Raw genomic sequence first — 19,127 nt, forward strand, 5'->3', positions numbered from 1 at the left:
TCAACCCGAAAGAAAAGCGCGTAGTGTAGCGGATAATCGTGAACAATGTTGCACTACGGAAAGCGTGTTTTTACGCGCCTCGCCGCCACGCCGGATCACGCTGGCCAAGACCCTCCGCACCGGGCTGGCAGGGGGGGCGGAATCGACCGTTTAACGGGCCTTTCAGCCCTCCGGGGGCGGTTTATCGTCAGACTCCGGATGAGGCTCCAAGGTGCCCGGCGGCTGTCGCTTTTTTTTCCACCGCGCCCGGTACAACCCCAGCGCCTTCAGCACCACCGCCCCGCCCGAGAGCAACAGCAAGAGCGCCAGCGGCCCGGCGATCAGGTAGGGAAACAGGGCGCTGACCAGGGCCAGCAGTAGCAGCGCGGCGCCGATGGTCAGGAAGGAGCTGGCTTCGCTGGCTTCCACGGTGCGCGTACCGCGTACCGCCGCCCCCAGTGCATCGCCGATGCGCGCCGCCTGGCGCGCGGCCGCCGAGGCACCTAACGCCGCAGCGCCCGGCTTGGGCAACAGCAGGCTCTGGTAATCGCGCTGGCGCGGCCGGCTCAGTACCGGGCGGTGGCGGTGTGCCGACAGCCGCACCTCGGTGGCGTGCTCCAGGTCGTCGAGAAACTTGTCGGCGAGCTTGCCGGCGATCTCCTCGTCCTCCACGGCCACATCGATTTCGCGGTTGGCAAGCCAGCTCGACAGGTTCAGGTTGGACGAACCCAGGCGCGCCCAGCGTCCGTCCGCCACCGCCGTCTTGGCGTGGATCATCGGTCCGTCCCACTCGAACACCCGCACCCCGGCTTCCAGCAGCGGCCGGTACAGCGTGCGCGACACCGTGGCGATCCAGCCGATGTCGCTCGAGCGCGGCACCAGCAGGCGCACGTCGACGCCATCCTTGGCCGCGTTCTGCAATGCCGTCAGGTAGGTGCTGGTGCCCATGAAATAGGCATCGGTCAGCCACAGCGAACGGCGCGCGAAGCTGGCGATCAAGAGGTCCAGCCGCATCAGGTTGGCGGTGGCCGGGGTGGTGGCGATCAGCCGCGCCGCCACGCTGCCGCCGATCATGCTGCGGCTCGCCTGGCGCAGCGACTCGTCCAGCGCTTCGCCGCAACTGGCCCAGCTGTCGGTGAAGGCGTCGATGGCATCCTGCAGTACCGGGCCGCTGAGCCGTGCACCAGTATCGCGCCACGGCTCCCCCCCCTTGTCCGGTTTGCCCTCCCAGCGCGAGCTGATGCCCAGTCCGGAGATGAACGCCTCCGCCCCGTCGACGATGATCAGCTTGCGATGGTTGCGCCCCAGCGGACTGCTGCCGCCCGACAGGCTCGGCCGGTTGTAGGTACGCACCTCGGCGCCGGCGGCCTGCAGAGGCTTGAAGAAGCCGCGCAAGTGCGCCTTCCAGCTGCCCAGCCAGTCCACCAGCAAGCGCACCTGCACCCCCTTGGTGGCTTGCTCGATCAGGATTTCCCGGATACGTTGGCCGAAGCTGTCGTCGGCGAAGATATAGATTTCGATCAGGATCGAATCGCAGGCTCCCGACAGCGCCGCCTCCCAGGCCGGGAAGTTCTCGCGGCTGTCGAAAAGCAGGTCAATGGTGTTGCCATTGATCAGCGGCGCGCCCGCCGATCGGGCGAATGCCTGGTCAGCCAGCTGCCGGACGAAATCCAGGGCGGCGGGGGAGGGTTTAGAGCTGGGCATGGCCAGATTGTATATTGTCAGACATGGCGTGAACCAAGGTGATGCATGTGCACCACGCATGGCACCAAAATGGTGCTTTTTGTGTCGTTTATATGAAAATCCGTGTCACAAAGATGAAAAATAATTCTTTGAAAAAATCCGGATTTCCCAATTTTTTTGTCAAAAAAAACAGCGTAATGCTTTGATTTAAAAGCAATTATGCGCCGCACAAAAAGCGGTTGCAGGAGGGCGCGCCTTGACCTTAGAATCAAAGACATTCGCTTCACATTATAATCAGGTAGATGGTATGGAAAGACAGCAATGGCTGCAGGGCACCTTGTACCGCCCGGATTTCGAGCAGGATAGCTGTGGCTTTGGTTTGATCGCCCAACTGGAGGACAAACCGAGTCATTGGCTGGTGCAGACCGCAATTTCCTCGCTCGCCAAACTGACCCATCGCGGTGCGGTGGCCGCCGACGGCAAATCGGGCGACGGTTGCGGCCTGTTGTTCCGCAAACCCGACGGCTTCCTGCGCGAAGTCGCCCACGAGGCCGGCATTGCCCTCAAGGCGAGCTACGCCGCCGGTCTGGTGTTCCACCATCCCGAGCAGGAGCAGGGCCAGCGCAGCCTGCGTCGCCTGAAAGAGTTCCTCGAAGCGCAGGAACTCGAAGTGGCCGGCTTCCGCACTGTGCCGGTGGACGTCTCGGCTTGTGGCGAATACGCCATCAAGACCCTGCCCTCCATGGTGCAGGTGTTCGTGAACTGTCCGTTCGGCATGGACGACGCCAGCTTCCAGCGCCGCCTGTACATGGCGCGCCGCCAGGCCGAGAAGGCCAACAAGGCCGAAGACGGTTATTTCTACCTGCCGACCCTGTCGCCGCACACCCTGTCCTACAAGGGCCTGGTCACGCCGGAAAACCTGCCGAAGTTCTTCCTCGATCTGCAGGACGAGCGTTTCGAGGCCAGCCTGGCGGTGTTCCACCAGCGCTTCTCCACCAACACCTGGCCGCAGTGGAAGCTGGCTCAGCCGTTCCGTTTCCTCGCCCATAACGGCGAGATCAACACGGTGCAGGGCAACCGCTACTGGTCCAAGGCGCGCGAGCGCATCATGTCGACGCCGCACCTCGACATGGACGCCATCCGCCCGATCGTGCAGACCGATGGCTCCGATTCGATGAGCCTCGACAACATGCTCGAAGGCCTGCTGATGGGCGGCATTCCGCTGTTCCGCGCGTTGCGCCTGTTGGTGCCGCCGGCCTGGCAGAACGTCGACTCCACCGACAAGGATCTGCGCGCCTTCTACGAATTCAACTCGATGCACATGGAGCCGTGGGACGGTCCGGCCGGCATCGTGCTGACCGACGGCCGCTACGCCGCCTGTCTGCTCGACCGCAACGGCTTGCGCCCGGCGCGCTGGGTGCTGACCCGCGACAACATCCTCACCATCGCCTCCGAAGTGGGGGTATGGGACTACAAGCCGGAAGAAGTCGTGCGCAAGGGCCGCGTCAAGCCGGGCCAGCTGTTCGCCGCCGACCTCACCACCGGCGAACTGTTGATGCCGGAAGACATCGATGCCCAGCTGAAGAGTGCCAAGCCATACCGTCAGTGGATCAAGGACAGCGGCAAGTATCTCGAGCTGTCGATTGAGGATGACTCCTCCCTCGAAGCGATGCCGAAGGACGAACTGCTAAAGTATCAGAAGCTGTTCAACGTCAGCTTCGAAGAGCGCGATCAGGTGCTGCGCGTACTGGCCGATGACGGCCAGGAAGCCATTGGTTCCATGGGTGACGACACCCCGATGGCGGTGCTGTCGCAAAAGGTCCGCTCGCCGTTCGACTTCCTGCGCCAGCAGTTCGCCCAGGTCACCAACCCGCCGATCGACCCGATCCGCGAAGCGGTGGTGATGTCGCTCAACACCGTGTTCGGTCCCGAGCGCAACATGTTCGAAGAGAGCGCTGAGCACGCCAAGCGTCTCGAAGTGCGCTCGCCGGTGCTGTCTCACGAAAAGTTCGTGCGTGTCACCACGCGTCCGGAAAGCTACCTCAAGTCGACCTCCTTCGACCTGTGCTACGACCCGTCCGAGGGAGGCCTGAAGGCTGCCATCGAGCGCCTGTGTCAGCACGTGGTGGACGCCGTGCGCGAGGGCACCGTGGTGGTGGTGCTGTCCGACCGCACCCTCGGTGACGGCCGCCTGCCGATCCATGCGCTGTTCGCCACCGGTGCCGTGCACCACGCCCTGATCGATGCCGGCCTGCGCTGCAAGAGCAATATCGTGGTGGAAACCGGCACCGCGCGTGATGCACACCAGATTGCATGTCTGCTGGGCTATGGCGCGACCGCCGTCTACCCCTACCTCGCCTACCAGATCATCGCCGAACTGGTGCAGTCGGGCGAGGTCGAGCTGAAGACCAACGAAGCGCTGCAGCACTACCGCAAGGGCATCAACAAGGGCCTCTTGAAGGTGCTGTCGAAGATGGGGATTTCGACCGTTGCCTCCTACCGTGGCGCGCAGCTGTTCGAAGCCGTCGGCATCCACGAGGAAGTCGTCGAGCTCTGCCTGAAAGGCACCGTGAGCCGCGTCTCCGGCGCCAACTTCGAGGACTTCGAAGACGACCAGCAGAAGCTGGTTCGCCTCGCCTTCAACCCGATGCGTTCGATCACCCAGGGTGGCCTGCTGAAGTACGTGCACGGCGAGGAATACCACGCCTACAACCCTGACGTGGTGATGCAGCTGCAGAAGGCAGTGCAGAACGACGACTACAACGCCTACCTGAAGTACGCCGAGCTGGTCAACGAGCGTCCGGTGGCGATGATCCGCGACCTGATGCAGCTCAAGCTGGCCGACAACCCGATCCCGCTCGACGAAGTCGAGTCGGTCGAGTCCATCGTCAAACGTTTCGACTCCGCCGGTATGTCGCTGGGCGCGCTGTCGCCGGAAGCGCACGAGGCGCTGGCCACCGCCATGAACCGTCTCGGCGGCCGCTCCAACTCCGGTGAGGGTGGCGAAGACCAGGCGCGCTACGGCACCGAGAAGATGTCGAAGATCAAGCAGGTCGCCTCCGGCCGCTTCGGCGTCACCCCGCATTACCTGGTCAACGCCGAAGTGCTGCAGATCAAGGTGGCGCAGGGCGCCAAGCCGGGCGAGGGCGGCCAGCTGCCGGGCGACAAGGTGTCGCCGCTGATCGCCAAGCTGCGTCACTCCAAGCCTGGCATTAGCCTGATTTCGCCGCCGCCGCACCACGACATCTACTCGATCGAAGACCTGGCCCAGCTGATCTTCGACCTGAAGCAGGTCAACCCCGACGCGTTGGTGTCGGTGAAACTGGTGGCCGAACCGGGTGTCGGCACCATCGCCGCCGGCGTGGCCAAGGCCTACGCCGACCTGATCACCATCTCCGGCTACGACGGCGGTACCGGCGCCAGCCCGCTGACCTCGGTCAAGTACGCCGGCACGCCGTGGGAACTGGGCCTCTCCGAAGCCCAGCAGGTGCTGCGCGCCAACGGCCTGCGCGGCCGCGTGCGGGTGCAGACCGACGGTGGCCTGAAGACCGGCCTCGACGTGGTCAAGGCCGCCATCCTCGGCGCCGAATCGTTCGGCTTCGGTACCGGCCCGATGGTGGCGCTGGGTTGCAAGTACCTGCGGATCTGCCACCTCAACAACTGCGCAACCGGCGTCGCCACGCAGGAAATGAAGCTGCGCTCCAAGTACTTCATCGGCCTGCCGGAAATGGTGATGAACTACTTCCTGTTCATCGCCCGCGAAACCCGCGAGTGGATGGCCAAGCTCGGCGTGCGCACCATGGAAGAACTGATCGGCCGCATGGACCTGATGGGTCTGTTGCAGGGCCAGAGCGAGCGCCAGCAGCGTCTCGACCTGTCTCCGCTGCTGAACCAGGGCTCCATTCCGGACAGCGAACCGCGCTTCTGCGTCGATGACCGCAACCCGTCGTTCGACAAGGGCGAGTTGGCCGAAGCCATCGTCAAGGATGCCCTGCCGGCGATCCAGGCCAAGCAGATGCTGCGGCTGGAGTACCCGATCGAGAACATCCACCGCTCCATCGGCGCCCGTCTGTCCGGTGAAATCGCCAAGGCGCATGGGGCGGCCGGCCTGCCGGAAGGCTGCCTGACCGTCAAGTTCACCGGTTCGGCCGGGCAGAGCTTTGGCGTCTGGAACGCGCCCGGCCTGCACCTGGAAGTGGAAGGCGACGCCAACGACTACGTCGGCAAAGGCATGGCCGGTGGCCGCGTGGTGGTCTACCCGCCGAAAGGCGCGGCATATAAGTCGCACGAGTCGATCATCATCGGCAACACCTGCCTGTACGGTGCCACCGGCGGCCAGCTCTACGCGTCCGGCGTCGCCGGCGAGCGCTTCGGGGTGCGCAACTCCGGCGCGCTGGCGGTGATCGAAGGCGCGGGCGACCACTGCTGCGAATACATGACCGGCGGCTGCGTAATCTCGCTGGGCGAAACCGGCTACAACTTCGGCGCCGGCATGACCGGGGGCTTCGCCTTCGTCTACGACCCGAACGAACGCTTCGCCTACCGCTACAACAACGAGCTGGTGGACATCCACCTGATCAACGGCGAAGCCATGGGTATGTACCGTGCCTTCCTGTTGGACAAGCTGGCCAAGCACGTCGAATTCACCGGTTCCGATATCGGCCGCAACATGCTGGAAAACTTCGACGACTTCGTCGACTACTTCTGGCTGGTGAAGCCCAAGGCCGCCAAGCTCGATAGCCTGCTGAAGGATTGATGATTGATCATGGATGGGGCCGATGCCCCGTCCCTTCGGCTCCAGCTCTGAATCACACAGATATGATAGTTAGTGGGCGGCGTGCGGAAGCACGCCTTGCCCCGGCAAGAGGAAGCCACCATGGGTGACGTATTCCAATTCATGACGCTCCCGCGCAACCCCGGCGACAAGGTCGAGGCGGCGGCGCGCAAGATCGAATTCAAGGAAATTTACCGGCCGCTGAACAGCGCCGATGCAGCCGAGCAGGCCGGGCGTTGCCTGTCCTGCGGCAACCCCTATTGCGAATGGGAATGCCCGGTACACAACTTCATTCCCAACTGGCTGAAGATGGTCAACGAAGGCCGCCTGTTCGAAGCGGCGGAACTGTCCCACAAGACCAACAGCCTGCCGGAAATCTGCGGCCGCGTCTGTCCGCAGGACCGCCTGTGCGAAGGCGCCTGCACCCTCGAACAAGGCGGTTTCGGCGCCGTGAGCATCGGCTCCATCGAGAAGTACATCACCGACGAAGCCTACAAGGCGGGCTGGCGCCCAGACATGTCCAAGGTGGTGTGGACCGACAAGAAAGTCGCCGTTATCGGTGCCGGCCCGGCCGGCCTCGGCTGTGCCGACGTGCTGGTACGCAACGGCGTCAAGCCGGTGGTGTTCGACCTGTACGAAGAAATCGGCGGCCTGCTGACCTTCGGCATCCCCGAATTCAAGCTGGAAAAGAGCGTGGTCAAGCGCCGTCGCGAGATCATGGAAGGCATGGGCGTCGAGTTCCGTCTCAATACCGAGATCGGCCGCGACGTCCAGATCGAAGAACTGCTGGAACAGTACGACGCCGTGTTTATGGGGATGGGGGCCTACAAGTACATGAAGGGCGGCTTTGACGGCGAAAGCCTGCCGGGCGTGCTGGAAGCGCTGCCGTTCCTGGTCAACAACGTGCGTCAGCACCTGGGCACCCTGCCGGCCGACGAGACCCCGCTGTCCATGAAAGGCAAGCGCGTAGTGGTGCTGGGCGGTGGCGATACCGCCATGGACTGCAACCGTACTTCCATCCGCCAGGGCGCCGAGCGCGTGATTTGCGCCTATCGCCGTGACGAAGCCAACATGCCGGGCTCCAAACGCGAAGTCGGCAACGCCAAGGAAGAGGGTGTCGAGTTCCTGTGGAACCGCCAGCCGCTGGGCATCGAGCAAGCGGCCGACGGCAGCCTGCGCCTCAAGCTGGCGGAAACCCGCCTCGGCGCCCCGGATGCCAAGGGCCGCCGCGCGGCAGAAGTGGTTCCGGGCTCGGAAGAAATCATCGAGTGCGACCACGTCGTCATCGCCTTCGGCTTCCAGGCCGAAGCCGCCGACTGGTTCGAGCGCCACTCCATCGCCGTTGACGAGCGCGGCCGCACCCTGGCCTCGGGTCGCGCCAAATACAAGTACCAGACCAGCAACGCCAAGGTCTTTGCCGGCGGCGACCAGGTCCGCGGCGCCGATCTGGTGGTTCGTGCCGTCTTCGAAGGCCGTCAGGCCGCCGAAGGCATGCTGGAATACCTGAAGGTCTGGTAAGACAACGAATTGTTCGACCTAGCTTACAACCCGCCGAGAGGCGGGTTACTGATGGGGCAGGGATATCTGAAAGTAAGCTCGGGTATTGGCATGGATTGCTAAGTCTGGGCAAATCTGCTCCGGACTTAGCCACTGATAGCGGGCATGCTGTAGTCGAGGCAATCCTGTAGGTATTTCTGGCAAGGTAAGGCAGTAGGCCAGCACTACATAATGCGTCCCGAAGCCGGGTTGCCTACCCGCATTGGTCGGGTATTGGTGCTCCCAAACCCCATAAGGTTGGGCTTGATGGCGGCAGATGCTCACCCCAAGCTCATCTAAGGTCAGGCGTTTAAAGGCTTGATCCAGCGTCTCATCCTTGAGCACCCTGCCTCCGGGGACAAACCAGAAACCTGCGGCGGGTTCGTTATTGCGCAATCCCAACAGATACTGACCTTGCCCGTTGCCGATGATCAGGTCAATCGAGACTAGCGGCGTGCACCGTACTACGTGCATGAAGTCATCAAAGGGCAGGTTGGTTGTCGGGCTATCAATGGCAGGGAAGTCAGCAGCGGCCATAGCGGTCTTCAAAGCGGACGATGTCATCCTCGCCCAAATAGGCCCCGGATTGCACTTCGATTAATTCAAGGGGAATTTTCCCTGGATTTTCCAATGCGTGTATAACCCCCACAGGGATGTAGACCGACTGATTCTCCGCTAGCAGTAGCTCCTGATCACCCTTCAGTACTTTGGCGGTACCGGAAACCACGACCCAGTGCTCGGCGCGGTGATGATGCATTTGCACTGAGAGGCGCGCCCCCGGCTTTACTGTGATCCGCTTTACCTGGTAGCGCTCGCCGCTATCGATACTGTCGTAACAACCCCATGGGCGATACACCACGCGGTGATGTACGGCTTCCGAGCGGCCGGCATGGTTCAATAGCTCAACCACCTTTTTGACATCCTGCACTTTGTCCTTGTGTGCTACGAGTACGGCATCGTCTGTATCAACCACGATCAGATCATCTACGCCGACTGTAGCGATTAGCCGGCCATCACTGCTATGCAGATAGCAATTATGGCTATCTACCGCGGTAACGTCCCCTTTTTCGACATTTCCGTGAGCATTCTTTGCCGAAACATCCCAAAGTGCCGACCATGAGCCGACATCACTCCAGCCTGCCGATAGCGGCACTACCACTGCCTTGTCTGTTTTTTCCATCACCGCATAGTCGATGGAGTCTCCCGGGCTGGCTGAAAAAGCTTCTTTGCCAAGGCGAATAAAATCCAGATCTGAAGTTGCAGTCTCAACTGCTCGGCGGCAGGCAACAAGCATTTCCGGAGCAAACTTTTCCAATTCTCTAATCAACGCTGATGCACGGAACAGGAACATGCCGCTGTTCCACAGGTAATCGCCATCTGCAAGATAAGCTCGCGCAGTTGATAGATCAGGTTTTTCGACGAAGCGTCGAACAGAAAACGTACCAGAGCCCCCTCGATCATCGCCCTTCTGGATATAGCCATATCCGGTTTCGGGAGCTGTGGGTACAATGCCAAACGTCACCAAAGCCCCATCCTGTGCAGCCTGAAAAGCCACCTTGATAGAGGCCTGAAAGGCCGTTACATCCTGTATCGAGTGGTCAGCGGCCAGCACCAGCAAGAGTGGGTCACCATCGTCGCACATCGCATGTAACGCTGCAGCGGCAATGGCCGGGGCCGTATTACGGCCAATAGGTTCAAGCAGAATACCGGCCCCCTGCACGCCTTGCTGGCGCAGTTGCTCGGCAACGATGAAGCGATGTTCTTCGTTACAAATCACCAACGGTTGCTGGCAATCGCTGACCCCATCAAGGCGTGACAGAGTTTCCTGCATCATGCTTCGGCTGGAGGTCAGTGGCAGGAACTGCTTGGGAAACAGGCCCCGTGACAGTGGCCACAGGCGAGTACCAGAGCCGCCGGAGAGAATAACCGGGATCATGTATTGAGCTCCGTTGAATGATTGTCTTGTTTAGTTTTAAGCATTGCCGCCCGGATCTTGGCGACAGCCTCACGGTTGCGATGATGACGCTCAGAGTCAAAAAACCAGCCCCACTTATTGAAATATTGGATTGCCGACTTGATGTGAGCAAACAAAAGCCTACGATTCTTGTACGATTGTTTCGCAAACGTATGCTTTACCACCGCATCAGGATAGAACACAACTCGGCCATGTTGAGCAAGACGTCTGGAAAGATCGGTGTCCTCCAGATACATGAAGAAACGCTGATCGAAGCCCCCGATTTTTCTGAACACTTCGGTACGAACTGCCATGAAGCAACCAGATACGTAAGGGATGTCAACAATCTGATCATATCCAAACCAGCGTAGTTCGTAATCCTCATCAAGACGCTCGGCAAGTGCCGATGCAAAGCGTCGACTGAAAAGGTTGATCGGTGAAGGGAGCAACTTGCATAACCTCTGCAGGCTTCCATCCGGATAGACGACCTTGGGCACCAAACAAGCTACTTCTGGATGATCATTCATAAACCCAACTAGTTGAGATATCGTATTACCGTCAAACGTTATATCTGGGTTAATGATAAGGTGAATATTTGGTTCGGTTAGTTCAAAAACAGCGAGATTGTGTGATGCGCCAAAGCCAGGGTTTTGGGGGTTGTGAAAATAACTGGCATTAAATTCTTCGCAAAGCCCCTGCAACTCTGTAGTAGGCGAGTTGTCAATAACGAATAGATCAACTGCCATGTCTGCACCTTGCACCGAAGCAAGAGTGCTGCGCAATATGTCAATATTATTCTGATATGTAACTATGGATGCGCTGACCTTAGTGTTGCTAATATTTTGATTTTCCACTTTGAAGCAACTCGTTTAAATATATAATCTTCTTTTTCTTCAAATATATAACCCAGAAAAGAAAAAGCCTTGCACCCCAATATAGTCGGAAAATAGCTGATAGTTTTCTAAACGCCCTTACAGAGAGCGAAGCCTGCTTAAGGGTGATATCATTTACATAGCCGCAATATTTTGTAAAGCATACAACTTTCTCATCTATTTGAGACTGCGTTGGGTATTCATTATATCTTTCCCACCCAAGATGAACGCATTGATATTTTTTAAGCCGTCCAACATGGTAATGAGGCTTTATGTATGAATTATGGCCAGGGTAAAATTTTGGCTCTTCATGAATGAACAAGTCGGATCTATAGATTGCAATAGTAGTATCTACTTGTGCTAGGTAGATATCCGGATTTAGGCTGTGTCTATAGAACTTTTCCTCCCCTGCAAATATAGCTTGCATTGAAGGTAGTTCTTTAATATGACTTAAGTCAATTGACAGACCGAGTTTACCTATCCACGGATTTTCTGTCATGGTCCGAACAGATGCGGACAACCAACATTCGCCCGATAGCCTGTCAGGCTCTTTTACCGCAATATCGCCATCTGTGAGAACGAAAAACTGGTCAGCATCTTTGGATACTGACTTAAGAGCATCATTTAGGCCGAGAATCCATTTATTGGCTCTGTTTTCAACAGCCTTTATTGTAGTGGGGTATTTTTTTTCTAAATCTCTTATCAGCCTTCCTGTTAGCCCATCATTCGAATGGTTATCCACAATAATGAGCTCGTAGGGATAAATGGTATTACATAAAATAGAATTGATACATTTCTCTAAGTGCCCCCCATCATTTCTGGTCATTACAAAAATTTTTACAGGTTTTTTTACTTTCTCCATAGCGTCACCATTCTGGCAGGGAGAATGATACCAATAATAAACTTTAGTTTCCTGCTTAAAAATAACTCTCTTATCTTTAGTGCGGAGTTATACGCCCTAATTTTCTTTATATTTTTTGATGAGGTTGCTTGATTTCCATGTCTTCTATATTTCAATAGGCTTTCCGGTATGCGGTAGAATTCTACCTCGGGCAGCTCGCGCATTATCCTAAGCCATAAATCATAATCTTCTGAGAAGCTACCAAAAGAATAACCACCCAACTTATTGATAATTTCCTTTCGAACCATCACAGTTGGATGTGCAATGCAGCAGATCAATGGAAGCAGTCTTCTATGGTCTTTGTCCGTTAGTTCAGGAAATTTACCTTCTCTAATTGCTTGGTCGTTTTCATCAATAAAATCAACCCCCGACGAAACCACTCCTATTTTTTTATTCTGTTCAAGGGTATTCAACTGTTTCTCGAGCCTTTCGGGAATGGATATGTCGTCGGCATCCATTCTGGCAATATATAAACCGCGTGCGTTATGTACTCCTAAATTAAGCGCAAAAGGAAGTCCTTTGATTTCAGTGTTCAGGATTCTTACCCTATTATGGTCGCCATATGTCAACCTAATTTTGTTTAAATGCTCGGTGCTACAGCCATTTGCTATAATGATTAATTCAAAATCTTGCAATGTCTGGGTAAGAATGCTCTCAACTGCAGGGATAAAAAACCGATCTACCCTATTTACAGGAAGCAAAACAGAAACAACGGGGTGTTTTTCTTGTTGATCGCCTACCACTAGACTGGCAGATCCTTGTTTAATCTTATCCATGATTTAGGTATCAAATCTGTTTCCGAAAGGTTTTTGTCATCAAACCAAGGGCTTGGACAAATAACAAGCTGCTCGTCTGTATTGTTGGCCAACCATGCTCCCCACCAGCTGAAGGTGCTGTTAGCAATAATGTGATGCTTTGACTGGGTCATCAGCCAAAAGTCAGTCTCTACAGACTCGCCCTCAATAAAAATGAGGTTCTTGCTTGTCTTGCCAATCTTGATATTCTCTTTAGCCCAGGCAATGTCATCACTAAAAATATAAAATTGGGCATCATTAATTCTTTCATTTAGTAAGGACATGGCATGGTTATAATAGCCAAGAGAGCAGATGCCGTGGGTTCGTAGTGCCGAAGGATTAGACAAATAATCACCTCTGCGGATGTGAACGGCCACACTGTTCCCGCCCTGCATTGCAACAGAAATCTGCTGGGCAGTTACAGATGACTGCTCCTTCAGAGTAAATTCTGCAGAAATTTCTTTTCTGTACTCTTGGAAATACAGCTCACTCTGCCAGTACCCGAGTAGCGCTTGACCCCTCTTCATACGATAGATGCGGTCTTGGTAAGTAAACTGCCTTTCTACATGCCACTTTTTAAAGGCTCTATCTATAATTGGGTATCTTAACAGCAAATTTGCTTGCCAATTTGGATATAAGCTTTCTTCTTCTTTAGACAGTATTCGAGCAGAGATATTGAAATGATCTAACTTATACCCTCCATGAAGGGTGTAATGATCAAAAAACCTGGTATCCAGGACCAGAGGCTCGCTCTTTCTTTTTGACAAAGCAAAGGCCGTTGCATATTGGAAGAGCTGATTTCCCATCCCCCCCATGAGTCTTACAATAATCACCTATATTCCTTGACTACGCTCTGCTGGTAATCGTACTGCCATTAGAGCGTGAAATGCCTTACTTCGTTTTTGAACCCAGAGAAGAGCACATAGACTGAGGGTGCCACTGATGAAAAGCACTGAAATATGACCTGCCATAGAGCTGGCCTGTAGCGAGAAAGTTAGCAGGATCACGATTAGGCCAGCCAAGAGTGCCAACAACCAGTTTTTGCGATCAGGATATATTGGAGCTATCTGATGCATCTTATATACGGCAGTCACTAGCACACACAGCATGGCAAAGGCCAAGATCCAAGGTACCCATATTACAGTTGCCTTCATTAGGTAAAGAACACCAAAGCCAATCACTGCAGATACAACGCCGACCAAGTAGGGAAAGATCATTGAGGCCGTTTTACGTTCTATTTGTGCCGCTTGAGTAATTACGTTTGTGGTAGCTCGCATCGCTTCGATCAGCATGGCGATACTGCAAAGTTGACTGGCATTCGCGAATCGTAGGTCGGCTAATACAACCAGCAGATGCGGGGCTGTCGCCAACCCCAAACCTAGCAAAATCAAATAACTAGGTATCACTACGTTGACCATCTGATTGAATGCATTCCGCTTGTCGGTATCGTTCTCTCTGCTCAAGCAGCAGTAATACTTCGGATATACAACCTGGCCAGCCACATTTTCTATAATTGCCCAGAATTGAGCCGCCACGGCCAACCCCAAAACAAGTAGCCCCAGATCACGCGCCCCCCAGACGGCATCCACGAAAAAACGGTACCCGCTGCCAAGCAACCACATTAATCCGGTTGCCATCGCCAAGGGCAAACAATAGTGTTGCAATGTGGTACGGTCCAGAAATGCTGAACGGACCGCCGTGGGTGTAGTGGGTTCTTCACGCCGAAGCATGTGTAAAGCTGGCAATGCGCCGCAAGCGAGCCCAACGAGTTGCCCGGCGAGCCAGAAGGTGGCCTGCGCCTGCCAGTTAATCAGTAGGGCGGACATCACCAGTCCAGCCGCAACCGTCAGCATGCTCAACGCAGCAGTCCCTGCACGGTGGCCAAGCATATTCAGCATTGGGACCAGCGTGGCGTTCCATGTACCAAGCCAGACAGTCAGAGACAGAACCACCGCTATACCCAGTTGGTTTGCCATATGGGCAGTCCAGCCGGTTCGCGCTCCATACCATGTGCCGGCTAGTATGAAGGTAATGATGGCCAAGCAAATCAGGTAGTGGTTATACCGCTTCAATTGGTCAAGCAACACCCCTTGCTGGTGCCAGTCGTGTGTATGGCGGCTGACGTGCTGCCCGACAGGGTTGATCAGGAATAGTCCAAAGAACCCTGTCAGTGCAGTCATCAGACCGAGCAAGCCAAACTGGTCAACGGTGAGATAATGGGTCACCAGACGTAAGGCGACCAGCCCTAGTGCTGCTTGGCCAAGGCGTGCCAAGCCTAGCCATACGATGTCATAACTTGCCTTTCTCAACGCAGCAGCCCCAAGTCCTTAGTCGATCTGGTCGGTTATCATATTGGCAAAGTGCTCTGCTGAGAACGGCGCCACTGCTTCGCTCTTTAGAAGGCAACGATGTTCTCCTGATAGCGAACTATAGTCAGTTTCGTTCAGGCTTTTGAGGAATTTGTACATTGTTCGCATGGTACTCTATTTTGCTATTCAAAATCCTCCGCGCAGAACATTTTGGAGATGAACTGATGAAGGTTTTTCTAAAATTAGTCTATAAGTGTACTTAAATATACAAAAAAGCAATGTTCGCTCTTTATTCAATAGCTTTTGAGCTTGCTAATCCAGAATTTGAGGCGCGCAATAGCATAATCCATACTCATCCCTTGAATTTCAAGTATTGAATCAAGTCGTTCCTTGTGCCCCATCCGGAAAAACTTCGTGGAAATGTTACCATCCTGTATGTTGACAGTAGACGCCTGAGGTGCGCAAACGGCTCTAAGAATTCCTTTGCTGGCTGCCCTAAAATAAAAATCGAAATCCATTGCATATTTCTTTTTTTCTAAAAAGAGAAGTTTTTTGACAATTTCTGCATCACAGTAAAAGTTCTGCAGCCCAGCGATTGTTCCATACTTCACTAGTGTCTTTGTGTTTACACTCTTTACTGGCGCATTTCTATAAAAAAATCGACCATTCCTCTCGAACGTAAATGAATCAAAAAAAGCAGCATTGGCCATGCTAAAATCGAACAGTAGCGTCGCAACGGTTTCTAAGCTGTGAGGCATTAATATGTCATCAACGCCCATATAACCAAATATTGCGTCGTTTTCAATTTCATTTATCCCCATGTTTATTGCATGCGATATCCCTTTGTCTTTGCGCTTCACCCAAACTATCGATGGATTATTTTGCGAATATGCATTGATGATGGTGTGCGATCCGTCTGTTGATTTCCCATCAACAATAATTAATTGTTTTTCCTGATAACTTTGGTTGAGGAATGATTTTATTGCGTGCTCGAGATATCGCTCACCATTGAAACACGGCATAACTATGCTAATTTTTTTCACTTGCTAAAATTTCCCTCAACCCGAGCAGACAACTTGTTTATTTGCTAATGACTGCGTGCAAATACGATATTTGGCTTGCTAAGTCATAGTGATGGTTTCCGACAAAAAATCCATTCCTGTCAATATATTCAGCATTGACAAGCTCGTCATGAATGTTGTAATCAAACCACTTGAGCACCTCGTTTTTGGCAAAATTACCCGCAACGATAGGGCGAACGTCGATATTTGCTTCAGCCAGTTTCTTGACCAGCTCATCGCGTGTGATCGGGGCATCAGGTTTCAATACCAAGGCAAAGCCGAACCAACTGCTTTCTCCTGTTTCCTGCTGAATATCGAGCCATGAATGATGGGAGAAAATCTCCTGAAAATAGGCCGCATTGTCGCGGCGGGCCTGGATCATTTCGGGCAGCTTTTTCAGCTGTTCTTGCCCGATCGCTCCGCTCAGCTCCAGCGGTCGCAAGTTATAGCCTGGAAGGACAAAGCGGAACGACTCTTCAAAGGGGTTGTCGCTTTTTTCGCCGCAGACATGGTTGAACTTGGGCAAGTTACGGGTCCAACCATGAGCTCGCAGACATAACAGAATGTGATAAAGCTCCTCGTCATCGGTGACAACGAGGCCACCTTCCATGGTGGAAATATGGTGACTAAAGAAGCTGCTGAACGTGCCCATCAGGCCGAAGGTGCCGGCTTGTTTGCCATCAAACATGGCACCCATTGATTCGCAGTTGTCTTCCAGTAGAATGATATCGTGGCTGCCGACAATCTGGCGGATCTTGGCAAAGTCGTTTGGATTTCCCAACAGGTTGACTGCCAGAATGGCGCGGGTTTTTTCACTAATAGCCGCTTCCAGCTGTGACAGGTCCATATTGAGGGTGTTACGGTCGATATCGACAAACTTCAACTTGAGACCGTATTGCTGCAGGGGGTAGTAGGTGGTACTCCACGACACGGCCGGGACAATGACCTCGTCTCCCTGTTTGAGCGCGCCTTGCTTACGGAAGATCAGAGCACCGATCATGGCAAGGTTGGCTGAGGAGCCGGAATTGACCATCACAGCGAACCGGCTGCCGCTCCAGGCTGCGAATTCTTTTTCAAACTGAGCAACTTCCTTGCCCATGGAGAACATTCCGGAGTCAATAACACGCTGCATGGCTGCGTATTCGGCTTCATCCCAAGTGGAGCTGGCGAGTGGATAATGCATTACTTATTCCCGATCATTGTATTCAGATAGAAATCATAGGTCTTGGCCAAGCCTTCCTTGAGGCTGCTGCTGGCCACCCAACCCCACGCACGCGCTTTGCTTGCATCTGTCAGCTTGCGGTTCATGCCTACCGGCTTGCTTAAATCGTGTGTGAATTCACCATCGTAACCAATCACTTCGGCAGCCATTTGGTAGTATTCATTAACCGTGAAATCATAACCAAGGCCGATATTCATCAAGCTTGGCATGTCGGCAAGATCATAACTTGCCTTGAACAATGCCTCAGCAAGGTCCCCAGCATACATGAATTCTCGGCGCGCATTGCCATCACCCCAGATTTCAACCTTTCTAACACCGGTTATTTTGGCTTGATGCAATTTGTAGATTATTGCAGGTATAAGGTGCGACCAACGCGGATCAAACTTGTCGTGCCGGCCGTAGAGATTGCACGGAACGACTGTTTTATAGTTCAACTCTGATCGTTCGCGACAAAGATAATCAGCAAGACGAGCGATGGTGATCTTGGCTAGAGCGTAGCCTTCATTGGTAGGTTCTAACTCACCAGACAGAACGTCCTCTTCTTTCAATGGGTCGTTGCGATTACGCGGGTACATACACGAACTGCCAATATTGATCAGCTTTGGTACCCCAGCCTTAGCCGCTGCCAATAGCACATTGCGACCCATGTCGAGGTTTTCTATCAAGAAACGAACAGGCTCCCGCATGTTTGCCTGAATGCCCCCAACTCGACCGGCTGCGTGAATAATCAAATCAGGCTGCTTTTTGTCAATATATTGACAAGTGGCTATGAAGTCGGTCAGATCGAGATCGCTATGGCGTGGCGTTAGCCAGGTATGGTTGCCCGCTTCCTCATGTTCGAGAAGATTGCGCCCCACCATTCCCGAAGCGCCAGTCAGGAAAATTTTCATAAAATTATCAATTCAGCGTGAAAACTATCGTTCGCTGCTCACCGGTACTTCGAAACCATGAGTCTTGAGCAGTGCATGCCGTTTGGCCTGCTCCAGATCGTAGGCCACCATCTCTTTCACCATCTCTGCCAGTGTCGTTTCGGGTACCCAGCCCAGTTTTTCTTTGGCTTTCGATGGGTCGCCCAGCAGCGTTTCGACTTCGGCGGGGCGGAAATAGCGCGGATCGACGGCAACCACTATATCGCCGATTTTTAGCGCCGGAGACTTATCACCTTCAATCGCGGCTACAACCGCCTTTTCCTCTACGCCATGTCCCACGAAATTCAGGGTCAACCCTAGTTCTGCGGCTGCCATGCGGATAAAATCGCGTACGCTATATTGCACCCCAGTGGCGATCACGAAATCATCCGGTTGATCTTGTTGTAACATCAACCATTGCATTTTAATGTAATCGCGGGCATGCCCCCAGTCGCGCAACGCATCCATATTGCCCATATGTAAGCATGGTTCCAATCCTTGGGCAATGTTAGCCAAGCCGCGAGTAATTTTGCGAGTAACAAAGGTTTCGCCACGACGTGGCGACTCGTGGTTAAACAAGATGCCATTACAGGCATACATACCATAGGCTTCACGGTAGTTTACGGTGATCCAGTAGGCATACATCTTGGCAACGGCATAGGGGCTGCGCGGGTAAAATGGGGTGGTTTCGCGCTGGGGGGTCTCCTGCACCAAACCGTACAATTCGGATGTAGACGCTTGATAAAAGCGGGTTCTCTTTTCCTGCCCCAAGAAGCGGATTGCCTCCAGAAGTCGCAAAGTTCCCATTGCATCCACATCAGCGGTGTACTCTGGCGATTCAAAACTCACTGCTACATGTGATTGTGCTCCCAAATTATATACTTCGTCCGGTTGCACCTCTTGTATGATACGGGTTAGGTTGGAGGAATCAGTCAGATCGCCATAATGCAATTTTAAGCGTGCATTCTCGACATGGGGGTCTTGAAAAATATGGTCGATACGCTGCGTATTGAAAGAAGATGCTCTGCGTTTGATGCCATGGACCTCATAGCCTTTTTCTAATAGAAATTCAGCAAGATAAGATCCATCTTGACCAGTAATGCCAGTTATAAGTGCTTTCTTTTTCATGCGTTT

At 54.1% G+C, this 19,127-nt stretch carries 14 protein-coding genes; 2 read left to right on the forward strand and 12 right to left on the reverse strand.

The features are described 5' to 3' along the window. Nucleotides 1–162: 162 nt before the first annotated feature. Nucleotides 163–1,683 carry a phospholipase D-like domain-containing protein gene (locus FURADRAFT_RS02040; RefSeq protein WP_008952433.1) on the reverse strand — a complete coding sequence of 507 codons (1,521 nt, stop codon included), beginning with the start codon at nucleotides 1,681–1,683 and terminating at the stop codon, nucleotides 163–165. Nucleotides 1,684–1,969: 286 nt separating this feature from the next. Between FURADRAFT_RS02040 and gltB the strand changes: the two genes are divergently transcribed. Continuing rightward, nucleotides 1,970–6,418, forward strand: coding sequence for a glutamate synthase large subunit (gltB, locus tag FURADRAFT_RS02045; protein WP_008952434.1), 4,449 nt, complete (start codon nucleotides 1,970–1,972; stop codon nucleotides 6,416–6,418). 120 nt (nucleotides 6,419–6,538) lie between these two features. Then, the gene (locus FURADRAFT_RS02050) at nucleotides 6,539–7,954 is read left to right on the forward strand and encodes an FAD-dependent oxidoreductase (RefSeq protein ID WP_008952435.1); all 1,416 of its coding nucleotides are present in this window, start codon (nucleotides 6,539–6,541) and stop codon (nucleotides 7,952–7,954) included. A gap of 45 nt (nucleotides 7,955–7,999) precedes the next feature. Here the strand turns inward: FURADRAFT_RS02050 and FURADRAFT_RS02055 are convergent, their stop codons facing one another. The 11 genes from FURADRAFT_RS02055 to gmd all read right to left on the reverse strand — a co-directional run bounded on the left by FURADRAFT_RS02055 (nucleotide 8,000) and on the right by gmd (nucleotide 19,121). Further along, the gene (locus FURADRAFT_RS02055; protein WP_050773204.1) at nucleotides 8,000–8,509 is read right to left on the reverse strand and encodes a GDP-mannose mannosyl hydrolase; all 510 of its coding nucleotides are present in this window, start codon (nucleotides 8,507–8,509) and stop codon (nucleotides 8,000–8,002) included. Next, the gene (locus FURADRAFT_RS02060) at nucleotides 8,496–9,908 is read right to left on the reverse strand and encodes a mannose-1-phosphate guanylyltransferase/mannose-6-phosphate isomerase (protein WP_008952436.1); all 1,413 of its coding nucleotides are present in this window, start codon (nucleotides 9,906–9,908) and stop codon (nucleotides 8,496–8,498) included. Before FURADRAFT_RS02060 ends, FURADRAFT_RS02055 begins: the two co-directional genes overlap by 14 nt. Further along, nucleotides 9,905–10,780 carry a glycosyltransferase family 2 protein gene (locus tag FURADRAFT_RS19960; protein ID WP_201441907.1) on the reverse strand — a complete coding sequence of 292 codons (876 nt, stop codon included), beginning with the start codon at nucleotides 10,778–10,780 and terminating at the stop codon, nucleotides 9,905–9,907. The genes FURADRAFT_RS02060 and FURADRAFT_RS19960 overlap by 4 nt, the downstream gene beginning before the upstream one ends. Then, on the reverse strand, nucleotides 10,761–11,660 hold the full coding sequence (locus tag FURADRAFT_RS19965) for a glycosyltransferase family A protein (RefSeq protein WP_008952438.1): 900 nt from the start codon (nucleotides 11,658–11,660) through the stop codon (nucleotides 10,761–10,763). Before FURADRAFT_RS19965 ends, FURADRAFT_RS19960 begins: the two co-directional genes overlap by 20 nt. Beyond that, nucleotides 11,648–12,475, reverse strand: coding sequence for a glycosyltransferase (locus FURADRAFT_RS19970; RefSeq protein WP_008952439.1), 828 nt, complete (start codon nucleotides 12,473–12,475; stop codon nucleotides 11,648–11,650). The genes FURADRAFT_RS19965 and FURADRAFT_RS19970 overlap by 13 nt, the downstream gene beginning before the upstream one ends. Further along, on the reverse strand, nucleotides 12,442–13,326 hold the full coding sequence (locus FURADRAFT_RS19975; protein WP_008952440.1) for an alpha-1,2-fucosyltransferase: 885 nt from the start codon (nucleotides 13,324–13,326) through the stop codon (nucleotides 12,442–12,444). Before FURADRAFT_RS19975 ends, FURADRAFT_RS19970 begins: the two co-directional genes overlap by 34 nt. After that, the gene (locus tag FURADRAFT_RS02070) at nucleotides 13,327–14,766 is read right to left on the reverse strand and encodes a polysaccharide biosynthesis protein (protein ID WP_040652157.1); all 1,440 of its coding nucleotides are present in this window, start codon (nucleotides 14,764–14,766) and stop codon (nucleotides 13,327–13,329) included. A 329-nt stretch (nucleotides 14,767–15,095) separates the two neighbouring features. After that, a complete protein-coding gene (locus tag FURADRAFT_RS02075; protein ID WP_150104984.1) occupies nucleotides 15,096–15,845 on the reverse strand; it encodes a glycosyltransferase in 750 nt (249 codons plus the stop codon). 37 nt (nucleotides 15,846–15,882) lie between these two features. After that, a complete protein-coding gene (locus tag FURADRAFT_RS02080) occupies nucleotides 15,883–17,046 on the reverse strand; it encodes a DegT/DnrJ/EryC1/StrS family aminotransferase (RefSeq protein WP_008952443.1) in 1,164 nt (387 codons plus the stop codon). Next, on the reverse strand, nucleotides 17,046–17,975 hold the full coding sequence (locus FURADRAFT_RS02085; protein WP_040652163.1) for a GDP-L-fucose synthase family protein: 930 nt from the start codon (nucleotides 17,973–17,975) through the stop codon (nucleotides 17,046–17,048). Before FURADRAFT_RS02085 ends, FURADRAFT_RS02080 begins: the two co-directional genes overlap by 1 nt. Before the next feature lie 24 nt (nucleotides 17,976–17,999). Further along, entirely contained in the window at nucleotides 18,000–19,121 is a 1,122-nt protein-coding gene (gene gmd / locus FURADRAFT_RS02090; protein WP_008952445.1) for a GDP-mannose 4,6-dehydratase, read from the reverse strand. Nucleotides 19,122–19,127 lie beyond the last annotated feature (6 nt).

This window comes from Pseudogulbenkiania ferrooxidans 2002 (assembly GCF_000174355.1).
GTDB classification, from domain to species: Bacteria; Pseudomonadota; Gammaproteobacteria; order Burkholderiales; family Chromobacteriaceae; genus Pseudogulbenkiania; species Pseudogulbenkiania ferrooxidans.